This is a genomic window from Paenibacillus sp. DS2015 (assembly GCF_050433705.1).
Taxonomy (GTDB): domain Bacteria; phylum Bacillota; class Bacilli; order Paenibacillales; family Paenibacillaceae; genus Paenibacillus_AQ.
Map to the genome: position 1 here is coordinate 44,028 of NZ_JBNPWS010000016.1, position 16,004 is coordinate 60,031.

Annotated in this window: 18 protein-coding genes and 1 riboswitch; of the genes, 10 read left to right on the forward strand and 8 right to left on the reverse strand. The window is 40.2% G+C overall.

Going from position 1 to position 16,004, the window contains the following annotated elements; translation table 11 throughout:
- Window positions 1–35 precede the first annotated feature (35 nt).
- From J2T13_RS14815 to J2T13_RS14825, 3 genes are all read right to left on the reverse strand, one after another.
- Window positions 36–710, reverse strand: a complete 675-nt coding sequence (locus J2T13_RS14815; protein WP_429372546.1) for an SOS response-associated peptidase — start codon at window positions 708–710, stop codon at window positions 36–38.
- Window positions 711–1,313: 603 nt separating this feature from the next.
- Window positions 1,314–1,934, reverse strand: coding sequence for a hypothetical protein (locus tag J2T13_RS14820; protein WP_429372548.1), 621 nt, complete (start codon window positions 1,932–1,934; stop codon window positions 1,314–1,316).
- Window positions 1,935–3,035 (reverse strand): hypothetical protein, encoded by a 1,101-nt coding sequence (locus tag J2T13_RS14825; protein WP_429372549.1) that lies wholly within the window; start codon window positions 3,033–3,035, stop codon window positions 1,935–1,937. It abuts the gene before it with no gap.
- Window positions 3,036–3,465: 430 nt separating this feature from the next.
- Here J2T13_RS14825 and J2T13_RS14830 point away from each other — a divergent pair, with 430 nt between their 5' ends.
- The 4 genes from J2T13_RS14830 (at window position 3,466) to J2T13_RS14845 (ending at window position 6,520) form a co-directional block, all read left to right on the forward strand.
- Window positions 3,466–4,707 (forward strand): DNA polymerase IV, encoded by a 1,242-nt coding sequence (locus J2T13_RS14830; RefSeq protein WP_429372551.1) that lies wholly within the window; start codon window positions 3,466–3,468, stop codon window positions 4,705–4,707.
- Window positions 4,704–5,039, forward strand: coding sequence for a YolD-like family protein (locus tag J2T13_RS14835; protein ID WP_429372553.1), 336 nt, complete (start codon window positions 4,704–4,706; stop codon window positions 5,037–5,039). The genes J2T13_RS14830 and J2T13_RS14835 overlap by 4 nt, the downstream gene beginning before the upstream one ends.
- A 16-nt stretch (window positions 5,040–5,055) precedes the next feature.
- Window positions 5,056–5,421 (forward strand): hypothetical protein, encoded by a 366-nt coding sequence (locus tag J2T13_RS14840; RefSeq protein ID WP_429372555.1) that lies wholly within the window; start codon window positions 5,056–5,058, stop codon window positions 5,419–5,421.
- A 361-nt stretch (window positions 5,422–5,782) separates the two neighbouring features.
- Window positions 5,783–5,948: riboswitch (cyclic di-AMP (ydaO/yuaA leader) on the forward strand.
- Window positions 5,949–6,064: 116 nt separating this feature from the next.
- Window positions 6,065–6,520 carry a hypothetical protein gene (locus tag J2T13_RS14845; RefSeq protein WP_429372557.1) on the forward strand — a complete coding sequence of 152 codons (456 nt, stop codon included), beginning with the start codon at window positions 6,065–6,067 and terminating at the stop codon, window positions 6,518–6,520.
- Here J2T13_RS14845 and J2T13_RS14850 read toward each other — a convergent pair.
- Window positions 6,517–6,912 carry a hypothetical protein gene (locus J2T13_RS14850; protein ID WP_429372558.1) on the reverse strand — a complete coding sequence of 132 codons (396 nt, stop codon included), beginning with the start codon at window positions 6,910–6,912 and terminating at the stop codon, window positions 6,517–6,519. The genes J2T13_RS14845 and J2T13_RS14850 overlap by 4 nt on opposite strands.
- 184 nt (window positions 6,913–7,096) lie before the next feature.
- Here J2T13_RS14850 and J2T13_RS14855 point away from each other — a divergent pair, with 184 nt between their 5' ends.
- Entirely contained in the window at window positions 7,097–7,594 is a 498-nt protein-coding gene (locus tag J2T13_RS14855; RefSeq protein WP_429372560.1) for a Crp/Fnr family transcriptional regulator, read from the forward strand.
- Window positions 7,595–7,705: 111 nt separating this feature from the next.
- Here the strand turns inward: J2T13_RS14855 and hmpA are convergent, their stop codons facing one another.
- On the reverse strand, window positions 7,706–8,911 hold the full coding sequence (gene hmpA, locus J2T13_RS14860; RefSeq protein WP_429372562.1) for an NO-inducible flavohemoprotein: 1,206 nt from the start codon (window positions 8,909–8,911) through the stop codon (window positions 7,706–7,708).
- A gap of 544 nt (window positions 8,912–9,455) precedes the next feature.
- On the opposite strand from hmpA, the gene J2T13_RS14865 reads away from it, so the two are divergent.
- The 3 genes from J2T13_RS14865 (at window position 9,456) to J2T13_RS14875 (ending at window position 11,838) form a co-directional block, all read left to right on the forward strand.
- The gene (locus J2T13_RS14865) at window positions 9,456–10,172 is read left to right on the forward strand and encodes a YitT family protein (protein WP_429372564.1); all 717 of its coding nucleotides are present in this window, start codon (window positions 9,456–9,458) and stop codon (window positions 10,170–10,172) included.
- A 151-nt stretch (window positions 10,173–10,323) separates the two neighbouring features.
- Window positions 10,324–10,641, forward strand: a complete 318-nt coding sequence (locus J2T13_RS14870) for an acetyl-CoA acetyltransferase (protein WP_429372565.1) — start codon at window positions 10,324–10,326, stop codon at window positions 10,639–10,641.
- 177 nt (window positions 10,642–10,818) lie between these two features.
- Window positions 10,819–11,838 (forward strand): S66 family peptidase, encoded by a 1,020-nt coding sequence (locus tag J2T13_RS14875; protein ID WP_429372567.1) that lies wholly within the window; start codon window positions 10,819–10,821, stop codon window positions 11,836–11,838.
- Between the two features lie 163 nt (window positions 11,839–12,001).
- On the opposite strand, the gene msrA is transcribed toward J2T13_RS14875, so the two are convergent.
- Together msrA and J2T13_RS14885 are read right to left on the reverse strand one after the other, a co-directional pair.
- Complete coding sequence (gene msrA / locus J2T13_RS14880; protein WP_429372569.1) at window positions 12,002–12,976, reverse strand: peptide-methionine (S)-S-oxide reductase MsrA; 975 nt, start codon at window positions 12,974–12,976, stop codon at window positions 12,002–12,004.
- A 93-nt stretch (window positions 12,977–13,069) separates the two neighbouring features.
- Entirely contained in the window at window positions 13,070–13,684 is a 615-nt protein-coding gene (locus J2T13_RS14885) for a TVP38/TMEM64 family protein (RefSeq protein ID WP_429372571.1), read from the reverse strand.
- Between the two features lie 113 nt (window positions 13,685–13,797).
- On the opposite strand from J2T13_RS14885, the gene J2T13_RS14890 reads away from it, so the two are divergent.
- Together J2T13_RS14890 and J2T13_RS14895 are read left to right on the forward strand one after the other, a co-directional pair.
- Complete coding sequence (locus J2T13_RS14890) at window positions 13,798–14,733, forward strand: Gfo/Idh/MocA family protein (protein WP_429372573.1); 936 nt, start codon at window positions 13,798–13,800, stop codon at window positions 14,731–14,733.
- Between the two features lie 40 nt (window positions 14,734–14,773).
- Entirely contained in the window at window positions 14,774–15,088 is a 315-nt protein-coding gene (locus J2T13_RS14895; protein ID WP_429372575.1) for a hypothetical protein, read from the forward strand.
- Between the two features lie 78 nt (window positions 15,089–15,166).
- Here the strand turns inward: J2T13_RS14895 and J2T13_RS14900 are convergent, their stop codons facing one another.
- The gene (locus J2T13_RS14900; RefSeq protein ID WP_429372577.1) at window positions 15,167–15,988 is read right to left on the reverse strand and encodes an AraC family transcriptional regulator; all 822 of its coding nucleotides are present in this window, start codon (window positions 15,986–15,988) and stop codon (window positions 15,167–15,169) included.
- Between the last annotated feature and the right edge of the window lie 16 nt (window positions 15,989–16,004).

Sequence of the window (16,004 nt, forward strand, 5' to 3'; positions counted from 1 at the left end):
GCATGGACATCTCTAGTCACATGGCAGAGGATTTGTTATGTCAACTTGAGGATACAGGAGGCTGAGTCGTTTCTTACAGAGTTGACTTCTGTACTGACAGGGTCAGCTTGCATAGCCTCAGCAGGATAAGGAATGAGTAGTTGTTGTAGAGAGGGTGTTCCCATTTCCTGGCGGTTCAGCCACTTCATCTCATCTTCTGGCTTCAATATAACAGGCATACGATCATGAATAGGGGCCATCAAAGAGTTGGGAGTTGTGGTAATAATCGTGCACGTACTTCGTTTACTACCGTCTGGGGCTATCCAAGTATCGTACAATCCTGCGAAGCTAAAAATGCTGCCGTCTCTCAGAGTGATCCGATAAGGTTGTTTGCTGTTCTCACGCTTCTGCCATTCATAGAAACCATCTGCTGGAATTAGACATCGTTTGCGTGCAAAAGGGAGCTTGTACGCAGGTTTGTCATTCAGTGTCTCACTGCGTGCATTGATCATTCTGCTTCCCATGTTGTCATCCTTAGCCCAAGAGGGCACCAGACCCCATCTCAGCTCTCCTAGTCGGCGGTTATGTCCGTCATGAATGATGGATACCACGAGCTGGGTAGGGGCGATGTTGTATTGCGGACGATGATATGGAATCGCCGATGCTGCATCGATCTCATAGCGTAGCATGAGCTCTTCAATAGTAACGGTTAAGCTATAGCGACCACACATGAAAATTCCTCCTCATGATTTTTTTGGGTATCCACTATAGATTATATTTCTCCTTCACATTCTTATATTTGATTTATTCACCCATAAAAAAGATGGATAAGCAAGCATAGTAAATTTTAATACTATGCAGCAATCTTATCCATCTTTTTTAGCTAATATCATATGATCTTTTATTTTACTTTTTGGCAAAGCTTTTATTCGTAATATATCCCAACAAAGAGCCAATTAAGCTAAAAGCATATGCAACGATCAAACTAATATATGCGAATGATTCGTAAGAAACATTTGGAATATAATATCTAAGCCCATATAAGGGACCTGAAAAAATAATGACTGTAGGAATTGAAAAAACGATCCAGTCTATGCTGTTCATAACAAAAACAAAAACAAAGGCCAAAATCCAATATAGAGTACTAAATTTCAAAAAAATCGTACTGTCTTTGTTCCTATAATTATAGTGAAATCCCCAAAGTAACCATAAAATCAAAAATACAATTGAACTAAATATTTGAAAAGTAGAGGGTATGTTACCTTTCAAGTATCCACTGAAATTAATTATAGTAAAAGGAACCCCGAGACATAAACCTAACAAAAATTTTGTTATCAAGGTTTACTTGTTTGAACTAGTGTAAGGTAATTGCGTTGTGATCTCGGGGTCACCTGGGTCGCTCTGTGTTCGTCTTTATTAGCAAGAGTAGCTTTTGAAACATCCCAATTTGTACTATTGCCGTAAACTTTAAAGTTATTCCATTCATAAACGTATTCTACAACCCCATCACATCTCATTTCCGTAACTTCATCCGGTGAAACATAACTCCCCACTTCAAAATCTGTATAGTTCACTTGAAACATGAGATTATAAGAAATCTGTTCTGTTTGTAATGTTCTTGCTGTCGCAACAAATGTATCTCTATTTGTACTACTCACTGTTCCATTCGGTCGGTATACTCCCTTAAATGTATTATTTGCTAAAAAGCCAGTGTAAGTATCAAAATTGACATAGCCATTACCTGAATGGTGAATGATAGGATTAGTGTAGGAGTTAGTATCAGGCTTATTCATAAAACCTGCGTGATCAGTTGAGTTGAAAAACACACCATCTCTATAAATTGCATAACCTTGGTTACCTGTGGCTGCGTTTACATTCTCTGCTCCAATATTTAAAGCCGAAATCATGAAAGAAATTACGAAAAGAAAGGTCATACCTAATTTTGTCTTTTTCATTTATTTCTCACCCCCAGCATTATCCAACCACTTATAATTTGCTTTTTCTCCATTTTCTTTAATGTTAACAAGCACTTGTTCCCCTCGTTTTCTTAAATCATTATTTTGAATTGTTGGTACAATTTTGTTTAAGGAATCATATAAATCAGTCAGTGGATTTATTTCCATTGCCTTTATTACTAATGTAATTTGATTTTCAGTAGGATTACTATTTAAAATATCGTTTAATACAAAAAAGTTCTGACCGACTGCATATACAATTAGTTCTTGATCAATATTGTCTTGTGAGAGGATAGTTAATATTGCATTCTCACTCCTTAAATCGGACGTAGCAAAGAATGCTGAGTCTTTAAGTGTGGAACTGTACTTATCAGAGTTCATAATATCTAGACTCAGATTAACCAAGTCACTCTCGTTTGAATTATTAGAGAGGGTAACTTCATTGTTACTATTTTTAATATAGTAAGATGTCGCCTTTAATGCCGAAGATATCTTATCTTCAGAGTGAATTTTGTAATTACTTAGTATCTCTTCAGAAATATGGAATGCCATTTCCTTGTCTAATTTTCTTAGTTTCTTCATAGCCTGAAATGCTAGTTGGTCTTCATCTTCTAGCACTATTGCTTGTAATAAAGGAACATCTTCTTTTTGAAAATCAGATGTAGAAATAATTTTTGCCTTTACATTTCTATCAAAAGATTTATCTTTTAATATTTTCTTTAGTTCGTTTTTATTATTGTCATCGTTATTATTCTTGACATGGTAAAGTTCAATCATAGTATTCCGCGTTATAGTCGTATTTTTTGAGTCTTTAATTGAAGATAGAATCTCTTCATTTGAGATTACATCTTTCCGATCAAGTAATTCTGCAGCAAAAGGAATTAGTACGTTAATATCAGAGGATGGTTCAATTTTTTTTGAAAGATCGTTAACCTCATTTAGTAGTTCGTCGTTGCTGATTTTTTTTAGCTCACTTTGAATTTTGCTGTCGCTTTGTGTAGCATATTTTTGTAGTATATCAGAATCTGCAATGACAACTCCGGTAGATAATGTTAATACCAGTGCTGCACTTAAAGTAAATGATTTTAAGTATTTAGACATCATTTTTCTCCTCTAATCGTTTTGTATTAACTCCAATTTAAGTGAAACTAAATGTTCTACGTTATTTGTTATACTGAAATTATTTTACCTCCTTACTGGAATAATAACCCAAAATAGTCATGTTGAAACAAATTACATTAATTCCAAAAAATATGATTAATGAACGTAGTTACAGCTAGACATCTGCATAAAACTACTATTTTTGTGAATATGTCTGGGCCTCCTAGAACATCAGTAGGGTAGCAATCTCGCATAAATCAAAGAAAAATGAAAATCGGTCCTGTCACAGACTATGCGAACAGTGGCCGGTTTGTGGCTTAAGATTCGGAAGTGATGATACAAATAATACCTCTTGATTAAAGAAGGGGGATTGGGTGTATAATACGAATATAAAATAACGAACGTACGTTCCTATTGAGAGGTGGTCCGCATGTTGAAGAAGCAGAGAATAGTGATGTTAATTGACATGCAAAGTTTTTATGCAAGCGTGGAAAAGGCCAAGGTACCTTCTTATGAAGATAAACCCTTGGTGGTGGCAGGAGACCCATCCAGAAGGTCAGGTATAATCTTAGCAGCTTGTCCCTTAGCTAAAAAGAAAGGGGTGACTACTGCAGAACCCCTGTGGCAAGCTCTACAGAAATGCCCTGAGTTGATTATTGTAAAGCCACATATGCAAGAGTATATAGAAGTATCGACGCTAATCATGAAGATTATGGAGTCGTTTACGGACTTAGTGGAGTCTTACTCCATTGATGAAATGTTCTCAGACCATACTTCCTCGATGCACTTATTTGCTGATAATCCAATTGATCTAGCAAGGCAAATTCAGAATAAAATCTACAGCGAGACAGGAATTTTTGCCAGAGCCGGAATTGGAGAAAATAAAGTAATCGCTAAGCTCTGCTGTGACATGATTGCGAAGAAGATGCCAGAGGGTATATTTCATTTACAGAAAAGTGAGCTACATAAATACATCTGGGATAAACCCGTTAGAGACATGTGGGGAATCGGGTCAAAGATGCAGCAACACCTTTGGAAGATGGGGATTAGAAGCATAGGGGATTTAGCGACAACGCCTCTAGATAAACTAAGATCGAAATGGGGAGTTAATGGGGAAGTGATATGGCGTGTTGCCAATGGGATCGACGACTCGCCTGTAACCGTAACAACGCATAATGTTCAAAAAGATATTGGGAACGGGATGACCCTTCCTAGAGATTATACGCAAGCATGGGAAATTGAAGCGGTTATTCTTGATATTTGTACAGAGGTCTCCAGGAGGTCAAGGAAAAAGGGATTGATGGGGAGTGTGGTTTCCATAAGTGTTTCTGGTGCTGACTTTGACCGACCTACAGGATTTCATAGACAAATGAAACTGGAAGATCCTACAAACATAACCCGTGAGGTATACGAAGTCGCAAAGAAACTTTTTCATACGCATTGGGATAGGCAGCCTGTTAGAAGAGTAGCCATTTCGTTATCCGAGCTATCCGGTGCTGATTCTTATCAGTTAACCTTGTTTGACGATAAGGAGCATCAAAGGGCTATTGATAAGGTTATGGATGATATAAAGGACCGATTTGGAGATATTTCCATTCTAAGAGCAAGTTCAATAACTTCGGCAGGGCAGGCAGTGGACAGAGCTGCTAAAATTGGGGGGCATTACAGATGAGCAAAAAACTTCATGGGAATGGATTGTGGGAATCGAGTCGGATGATGTTACCTCAACATAAAGAACGTATTATTGAACATCAGCAACAGTACAACAGACAAAGTCGTCCAATCATCCACGAAGATGAACTGGAGATCATGACCCGAAATATAAGTGATTCACTACATTACAAAGAGGTCATAAAAGTTAGATTATTTAGTGAATATGAGCCTCATGTAATCTGTGGGGTAGTAACAGAAATAAGCCCGTTCACAAAGAAAATTAGGATGGAGATCGAAGAAGGATTGGAATGGATTGATTTTGACGAAATTGTAAGTGTTCAGTTCATGTAGAGAGGAAGCTTGCATAATGGTGAGACAGAGTCAGACAGGGCCAGAACTGCTACTTGTCAAAAAATATCTTGAACTACCCATATTGCTTGATGTTCTAGAGTATGACAAGCAGCGAGTAATAAATAGCAGTATGAGCTTAAGAAAGTGGTTTAGTGAGTATTTAGACAGCGTCCAGAACCAAGTTAGTAAAGATCTGCATATCGTTAAAAATGAATTGATCAGTAAGGATATGAGGATAATCGCCCAATCGAGAACTGCAGATAGGCTTATAGCTCAATATAGATGTAGGGGATACCAACAACAAATTGAAATGTTATGGAGTAAAGTTAAGTATGATTCGGAGGTTATGTTGGTCGAGTACTTAACCGCCTCTACTCTTTAATAAATTGACATAACTGGTATTCTGTTCATAATCTCTTGTTGTATTAATGAGATGAATGATACCCCTGGCGATTGTTTCTGTAAAAAAAGACATGAATGCAAATCTGGGAATATAGAACATTATGGGTGACTTATTCAATATATATCTTCAATTTACTGTATCTAACTCCTTATTTCTCTCGTTCTCTAATATTTATTGATAACACAAGCATAACGTAGTATTTATGTACAAAATCAATGTGTATTCAATATGTATTCGCTTTCACTCGTGTTTTCATTCGAAATACGTAGAATAACCCTCTTATTAGAGTTTTACTTTTGAATTCCATAGAGCGTATGATTCATTTCAATAACTTAACATTTTCATTCCAACGCTGAATTCCCGAATAGGGAAATGGGGGAACCAACCGAGAGCCGCGAATACGGCCTCATGGGGTGAATCCTTATGCTTGCCACACAAGCACTTAGGTAGGGCACTCTCAAGCCCGAATCCGACAGCTAACCTCGTAAGCGTAGTTGAGAGAGAACTGCGACCGTAGCCTCTACAGTGCGTCTATTTACTGTGGAAGAAGCCCATGAGCCGAGTTTCTCTGCTCTTAGGGCTTCTTTGTATTTTATTTTTTGTAGATGAGGAGAATCCTGTCATGTTGCAATTAACCGGGTATTTCCCTTGGTTAGAAGAGAAGGAACGGTCTGAATTAAAAGTAAGTCATATGGAAATATTTCGATTTGATTCCGAACCAATAGAGAATTGTAATCCTTTGGGCAGCGCACTTTGCATATGTGGATTGTTAAAGGTATTCAGTTGCGGCGTGGCTGGGTATGCAGAGTACACCATACCAGACACGAGAACGAATATAGACCTCGTTCAATGGGCCTCTGTATTTATACGTTTAAAAGGTCTTTCTATCGCGGAGAGTATACGCTATGTGCAAGACAAAGATGAAGTATGGGGACCTGAAAGGAAGATATTAGTGGAATGCGCATTGACTGACCTGATTTCGAATCTAAACAATCCTATGCAGCAACTGGAACGGGTCAGTCATTCTCGGGAGCGTTCTTTGTTATTTGATCGTTCCCAAGCGTACTTCGCGTTTTAGTACTCTATTCTCGAATTGGGAAGTGTGGATGTTGCTCCTAAATATATGTTTAATTTAAGTGTTACTTCTGATTTGATATAGGACAGGGGCATGAAGAGGCGGCGATGATATCCTCGACACAGATATAAGGTCTCAACGCTAGAATTCGTACGTGATTCTTGGTAGATACGGATACCTCGAGCCCCCATATGAAGACGAAGGGTGGAGAGGTGACTCATTACTTGTTTTTGAATTCCTGACAACCCTCGAATATATAATGGCTGCATCTTGAGTGAGAGGGTCACCATAGATTGAATGTCACGCTCTAGAACATCTAGCATAATCATGTGTAATAAGTAATTCTTAACTAGTAGGGCATCCTCTTCTGATGGAGCGGGAGGGGTAGCTTTCATGACAGCACTTCCTCGTATGAATTTTGATAATAAGAACACATGTTCTTATTATGTTCATACTAAGGGAGAAGTATTCCCCGTGGCAAGCACCAATTTTTGCAAGAGAATGATAACCATCTGTTATACTAACTAGATAAGGTTGAATAAATCTGGTTAAGTTTAAATAATGGAGGAACATAATATAATGATTTTACATAAGGGAGAAATTTTATTTCATCAAGGTGATGGTGGGGAATATCTATACCATATCAAAAGTGGATTATTTAAGGTGACAAGGTTACATGAGAATGGAAATATGGTGCTGTTCAACATTCTATACGCCGGAGAAACGGTACCCCATCATTCCCTGATTACACCTAAAGAAGCCCACGGTACCGCTATAGCACTTATGCGTAGTGAAGTGGAAGCCATACCTGCTACCGAATGGTATCGTCAACTGCGGGAGGATCACAATAAACCAATGGAAGTCGCACTATTATTACAGGAGAAATTACGTTTCATGCAGCAACGTTTGGATCATCTAACCGTGGGGACTCCGGCGGAGCGTCTGGAGCTACTTAGTGAATGGTTACATGACTACTCTCATGGGGTAGATGTGACGGAACTGCTGACACAAGAGGAAATTGGGCAGTTGATTGGTGTGCGTAGAGAAACGGTGAATCGTTTGTTGCGATTAAAGTAATGAATGCAACAACCAATAAGGGTCTATTCTTCAGGTCGGGATAGACCTTTTTGGAATAGACCCTTTATTATTACATGTTACTCTAAAGTTAATACTATAATTCCTTATTCGTTACTCTATCAAGCTACCCGCTGGACCGAAGAATTCAAAATGGATTCTTTCCTCAGGCACGTTCCATTCCAACAGTATCTTATATATGGCGCTCATAAAAGGGGTAGGTCCGCAGAAGTAGAAGTCGGCGTTCGGGTCTGCTACCTCTTGAAGCCAGGCTAGATCAATGTAACCGGATTTATCATAGACATCCCCTTCCACTGGAGATTCATAACACACATAGGATTTCAGATGATGATGGCATTGAACCAGTTCATTAATTAATCCCTTCATCGCATGTAGTCTTCCATTGATGGCAGCATGAATATACGTTACTTCACGCTCAGGCTGTTCCGTAGCCAATGTCTCTAGCATACTCACCATTGGAGTTAGTCCAACCCCCCCACTGATAAGAACTACTGGGATATCTATACCTTGATCCAGTGTGAAGACTCCAGCTGGGGTACTGACTTCCAATACATTACCCACATCAACGGCTTCGTGTAAGTAAGTAGATACAATGCCTGCTGGCTTATTAACAGCTTCGTCTTCTCGTTTAACGGAGATACGGTAATAAGGCTGTCCAGATGCTGTTGATAGACTATAGTGGCGAATGTGGGTGTATTGTTCACCTTCGGGTTGAACGCGTACAGTGATATACTGTCCCGGTAAATAAGAGGAGATAGCGCCTCCGTCCTGAGGGGAGAGGTAGAAGGAAGTAATGAGTTCACTTTCTTTTACTTTCTGGCTTACAACAAAGTTTCTGAATCCAGACCAACCCCCAGGTGCCTCTGCTACTTCACGATACATCTCACCTTCAATACCGATAAAAGCATCAGCGATTATGCCATAGGCTTGGGCCCATGCATCCATAATTTCTGGTGTCGCTGCATCACCAAGTACCTGTTGGATAGCTGATAATAGCGTTTCACCTACAATAGGGTAATGTTCCGGCAAGACGCCTAATGCCCGGTGCTTCACAGCGATCTGTTTCACTACGGGTAGAATGTTCTCTAGTTGATCAATATTGGCAGCTGCGGCGATCACGGCGTTAGCAAGGGCTGCTTGTTGTTTGCCTTGACGTTGGTTGGCATGATTGAATATATTCAGCAGTTCGGGGTGATTCTCAAATAGCATTCCGTAGAAAGCAGTAGTGATAGACTTCCCATGAACCTGCAATACGGGAACAGTTGATTTAATAATTTCAATAATATGTGGGTCTAACATAACCATTACCTCTTTCTGCAATGAAATATTTGCTACATATTAAAGTATATCGAAGGGGAATAAGCTAAAGTGTGTTTTTCGTCACAGGAAAAGTTGATAAAATGTGAACGAAAATAAAATTGCAATGATATTATTCACTGTGAATCGCAGAAAGTGTGGAAGGTTTGTCCGAAATGCTTCGATCTCATTCGTAGCCACTCAAAAGGGAAAGTTGGAATATAACTAGGGAAATACAGCTTTTATCAGGTTAGCTGTTTAGCAATGCTCTAAATGGTGTTATAATAACGTCAGAATATATCTAATAAGAGAAAGGATCAGGATACCATGTGTCCCCGAAGGAACATTCCCCAAAGGACGATCTGGAAACGTTACGATCTCTCATACACTTAGCGTCTTTCGTAGAGCAATGTCGGATAGTTGATGACACAACAACCTCTGCGAAAGAAGGAAGCTGAAGATGCGAAGGGCCATGTCCTACAAGTTAGCTCCCCGTAGATGGTTGTGCTGTTTATGACCAATATTCTACGATTAGAGGGAAACTTGTATGAGGAAAAAAGAACAATTGATTTCAACGATACTACAAATCGCCGTAATGCTGTTAGGAACATTTTTAATGTCTTTTACTTATTATCACATTAATTTTCAGAATCATTTAACCGAGGGTGGGTTTGTTGGCCTAGCATTATTAGGCAAATACGTGTTAGATCTGCCACCTGCACTAAGCATCATTGTATTAGATTTTTCTGTGCTTTTGATTGCGATATTTATCAAAGGTCGTAAATTTTTAATGAACACGATTATTGCAACGATCTCTTTTTCTATCTTTTATGAAGGATTAGAACGTTACTCTACGTTAGTTATTGATATGCAGAATAATTTATTTCTAGCTGCCTTGTTATCGGGGGTAATGACGGGATTTGCAACGGGACTTGTACTACGTTTTGGAGGAGCTACTGGCGGAGACGATATTCTATCGCTTCTTATTAGTCGCTGGACAGGAATGAAGTTGGGCAATGTCTTTTTCCTACTGGACGCTGTTGTTCTGCTGCTTTCACTATTTTATTTACCTTTAAGGGAAACGTTGTATACGATTCTAGCCGTAAGTGTTGCAAGTAAGGTCATTACGTTAACGGTAACTTATCAAAGAAGGAAGACTCCACGTAAAGTTAGGGTTGCACCACAGGTATCAATACCTTCATTACCTAACAAGACGGTAACTTCCAAACCCATACATGCGATAAATAATGTGAAGCTAACATAAGATAACCGCTCTGTTCTGTTTATAGAACTGAGCGGTTTTTTCTTGTAATTAAGGGTGCAGAAGGTATTAAAAAGCGCTTGTTCTAGTTCCAACTGCTAGGCTGGAGCATATGATGGAATGAAGAAAGTTACAGAAATGGAGAGTGAGATGTATGACAATCGTTCCACCATCCCTGCTTACCCCGACCCCGCAGGTGATTTATCAAGCGGATCCTCACACGATACAGACTCTTAGACACAAGCGGGATCGAGTTCATCAGATGGCTCATCAATATATGAATCATAACATTCGTGTTCAAACCGTCGATGGTCATATCTATCAAGGATTACTCGCCAATTTAGATGGCGCACATTTATATTTAAATGTATCGGGTAATCCACATATGAACCGCCAGTTGTATAATCCTTATAATAATGTGATCTTGCCTTTGGTACTTTATGAACTGTTAGTGATTACGTTACTGTTGTAATGGAGGAATCAAAGAAAGAGGGCTGCCGAAATAGAGGCACCACTCTTTCTTATGAGTATGATCCAAATTCCTCATAGATGGTGGATAGACATGCACTATGGAGGAAGTGGCATTGGGAGTATAATAAATAATGAAATATAGTATATTTACATATTTTAAGGTAGGGGGGGATACGTCATGATTAAATATCCGTTCGTGACAAAGGATGCAACCATTGGGGTGACAGCGCCCTCATCTGGGATGGGGGTTGACCTACATATGATGTTGCAACAAGCTTGTAGCCGTATGGAAGCGAGAGGGTTTACGATTAAATGTGGAGAAACGGTATGGACTCAACATAAGGCGAAATCGGCACCAGCTAAACAACGTGCTCAAGAGTTCAATGACATGATGCAAGACGAGCATATTCATGCCATCATCCCCATTTGGGGTGGTGAACTACTTATCGAGATTCTTGAAGACATTGATTATAAGCATATCGAGAATAAGTGGATCATGGGGTATTCAGATATAAGTCTATTATTGTTAGCAATCACCTTGAAAACGGGGATGGCAACGGCTCATGGGGCGAGCTTTGTAGATTTGAGAGGGGAAATCACGGATGACACAACAGCGATGTGGCAGTCGGTCTTAACAACACCTACAGGAAGATCTATCCTCCAACATTCATCAGCTCAATATCAAAAAGAATGGCCGCCGGGGGATAATCTCTCGCCTTGTATATTTAATTTATCTGAACAAACCTATTGGCGAACGACTACAAATCGCGATGTCGCAATCCAAGGACGGTTATTAGGTGGCTGTATAGATGTGATAAGACACTTAATTGGCACGCCCTATGGTGATGTACACCATTTCAGAAGTCATATGATCCATGGCGAATCTATAGTGTGGTATCTTGAGAATTGTGAATTATCAACAACGGATTTACGGAGATCGCTTGTTCAAATGAAGTTGGCAGGTTGGTTTGAGCATTGCTCGGGTATAATGTTTGGGCGAAGTGATGCCAATCATCCTATCAACGATTATACAGCAGAAGATGTATACCAAGAATTATCTGAGGAGCTTGGTTTTCCTATTATCTATGATATAGATTGTGGTCATAGGCCTCCGCAAATCACCTTGATCAATGGAGCCTATGTCGAAGTTAAGGTAGCTGAAGGTAAGGGGACGGTCATACAATATTTTAATGAATAATGGGGAGATTTAAAAGCTGACGTGCGATATAAATGTTTGGTGGGTGAATGAGCCAACAAAGGAACCCATAAAGACCAATTAATGAAGCCAATAAAAATGACGTATCCCAGAGCTTAAGGGATACGTCATTTGGTTCACTCATGATTTGTATGAATAGGAGAAATTATAAATTGTTATTCTCAAATAGAACGCGATACTCTGCATAACCTTCCTGCGCAAGATCCTCTCTGGGTACAAAGCGGAGAGCGGCAGAATTAATGCAGTAGCGTAAACCTGTAGGTCCGGGACCATCGTTAAATACGTGTCCTAGATGTGAATCGGCGTCTTTACTACGTACTTCTGTGCGAATCATAAAGTGAGTAGCATCCGTTTTTTCCTTAACTACATACTCCTGAAGTGGACGGGTGAAGCTAGGCCAGCCACAGCCAGAGTCATACTTGTCAACAGAACTGAACAAAGGTTCACCTGAGACGATATCGACATAGATTCCTTCACCATGGTGATCCCAGAATTCATTCTGGAATGCTGGCTCGGTCCCATTCTTCTGTGTAACTGCATATTGGATGGGCGTTAAGCGTTGCTTCAAGTCCTCTTTATTTATAGACCAGTGATTCTCAATATAGGCATCCCGTCCAGATCCAGTGCGGTACCGCTTGTAGTGAGCTGGATTTTTCTTGTGATAACCTTGGTGATATTCCTCTGCCTCATAGAATGGTTTAGCTGGAAGAATGGGTGTGACGACGGGTTTGTCGAATCGTTTGCTCTGTTCAAGTGCCTGCTTAGATGTTTCAGCTTGAACGCGTTGCTCATCCGTATGATAGAAAATGGCTGTGGCATAAGAACTGCCTCGGTCATAGAACTGTCCTCCTGCATCGGTAGGATCAATCTGCTGCCAGAATAGCTCTAGCAGTTTCTCATATGGGAACACAACCGGATTGTAAGTAATCTGAATAGCTTCCACATGTCCAGTTGTATGCGTACATACTTCTTCATAAGTTGGATTCTCTGTATGTCCACCGGTATACCCGGAAACGACCTTCAATATGCCAGGTAGTTCCTCGAACGGGCTTACCATGCACCAGAAGCATCCGCCCGCAAAAGTAGCCTTTTCACTTGTGGTTGGTTGTAAATCTGTCATAATATCACTCCGTTTCGTTAACTGTAAATGATTTAAGTCTCTTTCATTATAATTCATATTGTCTATAGAACCAAGAACAGGGATATAGCTGCTTCAAATACTGCGTCGTTTCAAGATCATTTTATAGAGGCTTAATACAATGCCCAGTAGTAATAAATAAATAGCTAAAACAGATAAAGAGGTATAAGGACTAGAGGCAAGGTTTTCACCCAGATAGGCATAGAGCACAATGCCAGGAAGTTTACCGATACCCGATGCAAGGGTATAGCGCCATAAAGAGATAGAGGCTACACCAGCGAAAATATTCACTGCCATCTGGGGCACAATCGGTAGCAGTCGTGCGATCATGATGGCGATGAATGGATGAGTCTCAATCGTTGTAGTGAATGATTGAATCCATGGTTTTTTGGCGAGGTAACGTCGCCCCTGTTCACGGAAGGCATATCTCACGAGACCATAAACAATGACTCCAGCTAGCATAGTACCTAGCCATGAAATGATGGAAGCCCATACGATACCGCTGGTATATCCCAAAGTAGCAATGACCAATTTATATGGAACGATAGGGAAGAGAGCAAATAAAGTAGCCATAGTGATGAGAAGTGTCAGAGAGTCGTTACGGTTCATCCAGTCCCAAATGACCGTTTTATTTATAAAGGCTATTCCCAACAGGAGTACATACAGGAGTAGCAGTAACCATTTTTTCATTCTATAAGCACCTCTATTTTTATTTACTATATAACATTATAATTATATATAATGTTAATCAATAGCTTTGTGAAGACTAGGACTATACTGTCCAATAAAGATGGGAGCAAACGATGAATACTAGGTATCCTAAGCGGGTTGCTTTAATTGGAATTGGAGATATTGCTCATAAAGTTTATTTGCCACTCTTGTCTCACCATAAGCGGGCAGAGATCGTAGGCATTATGAGTCGTTCTGCTGCAACTGTTGAAGAAACAATGAACTCTTATCGTATATTGCAAGGGACAACGGAATTGTCGACGTTGTTGTCTTGGGATTTAGATGCTGTGTTTGTACATAGTCCAACAGAAACCCATTATGAGATTGTGATGGCTTGTTTACGACATGGATTATCGGTATATGTGGATAAGCCACTGTCTTACGATCTAAAGGAAGCCGAGGAGATGGCGAACTTCGCTAAATCGAAGGGATTATTGCTAGCCGTAGGATTTAATCGGCGGTTCGCCCCAATGTATACAGAAGCCAAGACGTGGATGGATGAAGTGGGCGGGTATGAACAGTGTGTTGCATCGAAGCATCGTACAAGGATACAGTCAACGAGCAGTCGTGTAACTGTTTACGATGACTTGATTCATATGCTCGATACCCTGTTATGGCTTGGTGATGATCAAGCGTATCAACTTCTTCAACACCATCTTCTCTGTAATGAGGAGGGGCACATGAGACATGCTTCGGGTGTCCTTGGTTTAGGAAAGGGAAAGACAAGCTCGTATAGTATGGTTCGAACTGCTGGGAGCGACCTCGAGAAACTTGAATTACATGGACACGGGCGTTCAGTAGAAATTGTGAACATGGAGAACGGTCTCTTCTATCAAAAAGAGGACGCACCAACGACACGGTCATTTGGGAGTTGGGACACCATTCTTCATCGTCGTGGTTTCAGCGACATTGTGAATCATTTTCTTGAACATATAGATTCGCCTGATGATTGTACGGTTTCGGCGGATAAAGTACTTGGCAGTCATGTGTTAGCATCTGAACTTGTCTAAGTTATGAGTATATTTATGGCTTGTAGAAAGGAAGAGACGAATGGAAATGGAAGATGAGCAAAAGCTAACCCTAGAAGAGCAAATTAAGCAAAGTTACCGTCAAGATGAAGATATGATGATCCTTGTATTTGCGCAATGGTGTATTAACAATGATTTAGATCCAGAACAATTGTATAGTGAGGCCTATCCTCATCAGGTTCATAATGAGCAGTTGCTAAAGGTGATGGAGCTTACCGTATCCAAAGAGGAAGCGGGAGATATTCCTGATGACACGGTATTAGGTGTTCTCTCCATGTTTGGCAATAATGATCTCGCCTTCGTCGTTACAGAAGCCATCAGTCGAAGAGAAGGTTAAGATGTAGTCATAATGAAATTAAATAAGCGGTCGCTCCTGTATAGAGGAGTGCCGCTTATTTGTTGAAATCCTAAGATATTACTTCAATTGTTCTCGATTAGCTAATCGGAATTGTTTCGGTGACATGCCGTATCTCGAACGGAAAACTCGATGAAAATAAGTGTAGTTCGCAAACCCAGAAGTCTCAGCAACGTTATCCAAGGACATAGGACTGAATATAATCCGTTCCTTAGCCATGTCGAGCTTCACATCCAGTGTATACTGCATGATGCTTGTACCGAATGCTTCTTTAAAAAGATGAACTGCACGTGAGACGCTTATCCCTACATGGGCCGCCACGTCTTCTAGCTTGAACATATAAGAAGCATTCTCCTCAACATAATGTTTGATTTGATATGCTAAGTAAGTCTTATGTGTCGTAGTTGGCTGTTCTTTAAGCAGACGATCTATGTCTAGACATAGAATTTTCAAGTAATAACCTGATATTTCCGGGAGGGGATTCTCCATTCGACGTTGTTCGAGTGCGATTTGCCGGAACAAGTTTAAAAATCCTTCGGTTAGGGGAAACCTCATGCGTGTAGGTCGATTTTGTTGGTTCCACCATTCATCTACCCAGGTACCGCCGAAGAAAATATGATAATCACCACTCTCTACCATTAATTCACCAAGTGAATTGGTTTCTTGATCAATCTTTAGTTCGTAAGGTTCACCTGGAGAGTAGAGCAGCACGTCTCCTGCCTCAATCATGCCTAACTTCCCATCATATCGGGCGCGGCAGCGTCCATCGGTTTGGACACGAACTAAATACGTTTTGACTCCATCCATTTCTGAGGTGTAGAAAGGTTTTTGGTGGAAAGAATATCCAGCAACATACACTTGACACGATTTTTGGGTGGACATTCACCTATCTCCTTCT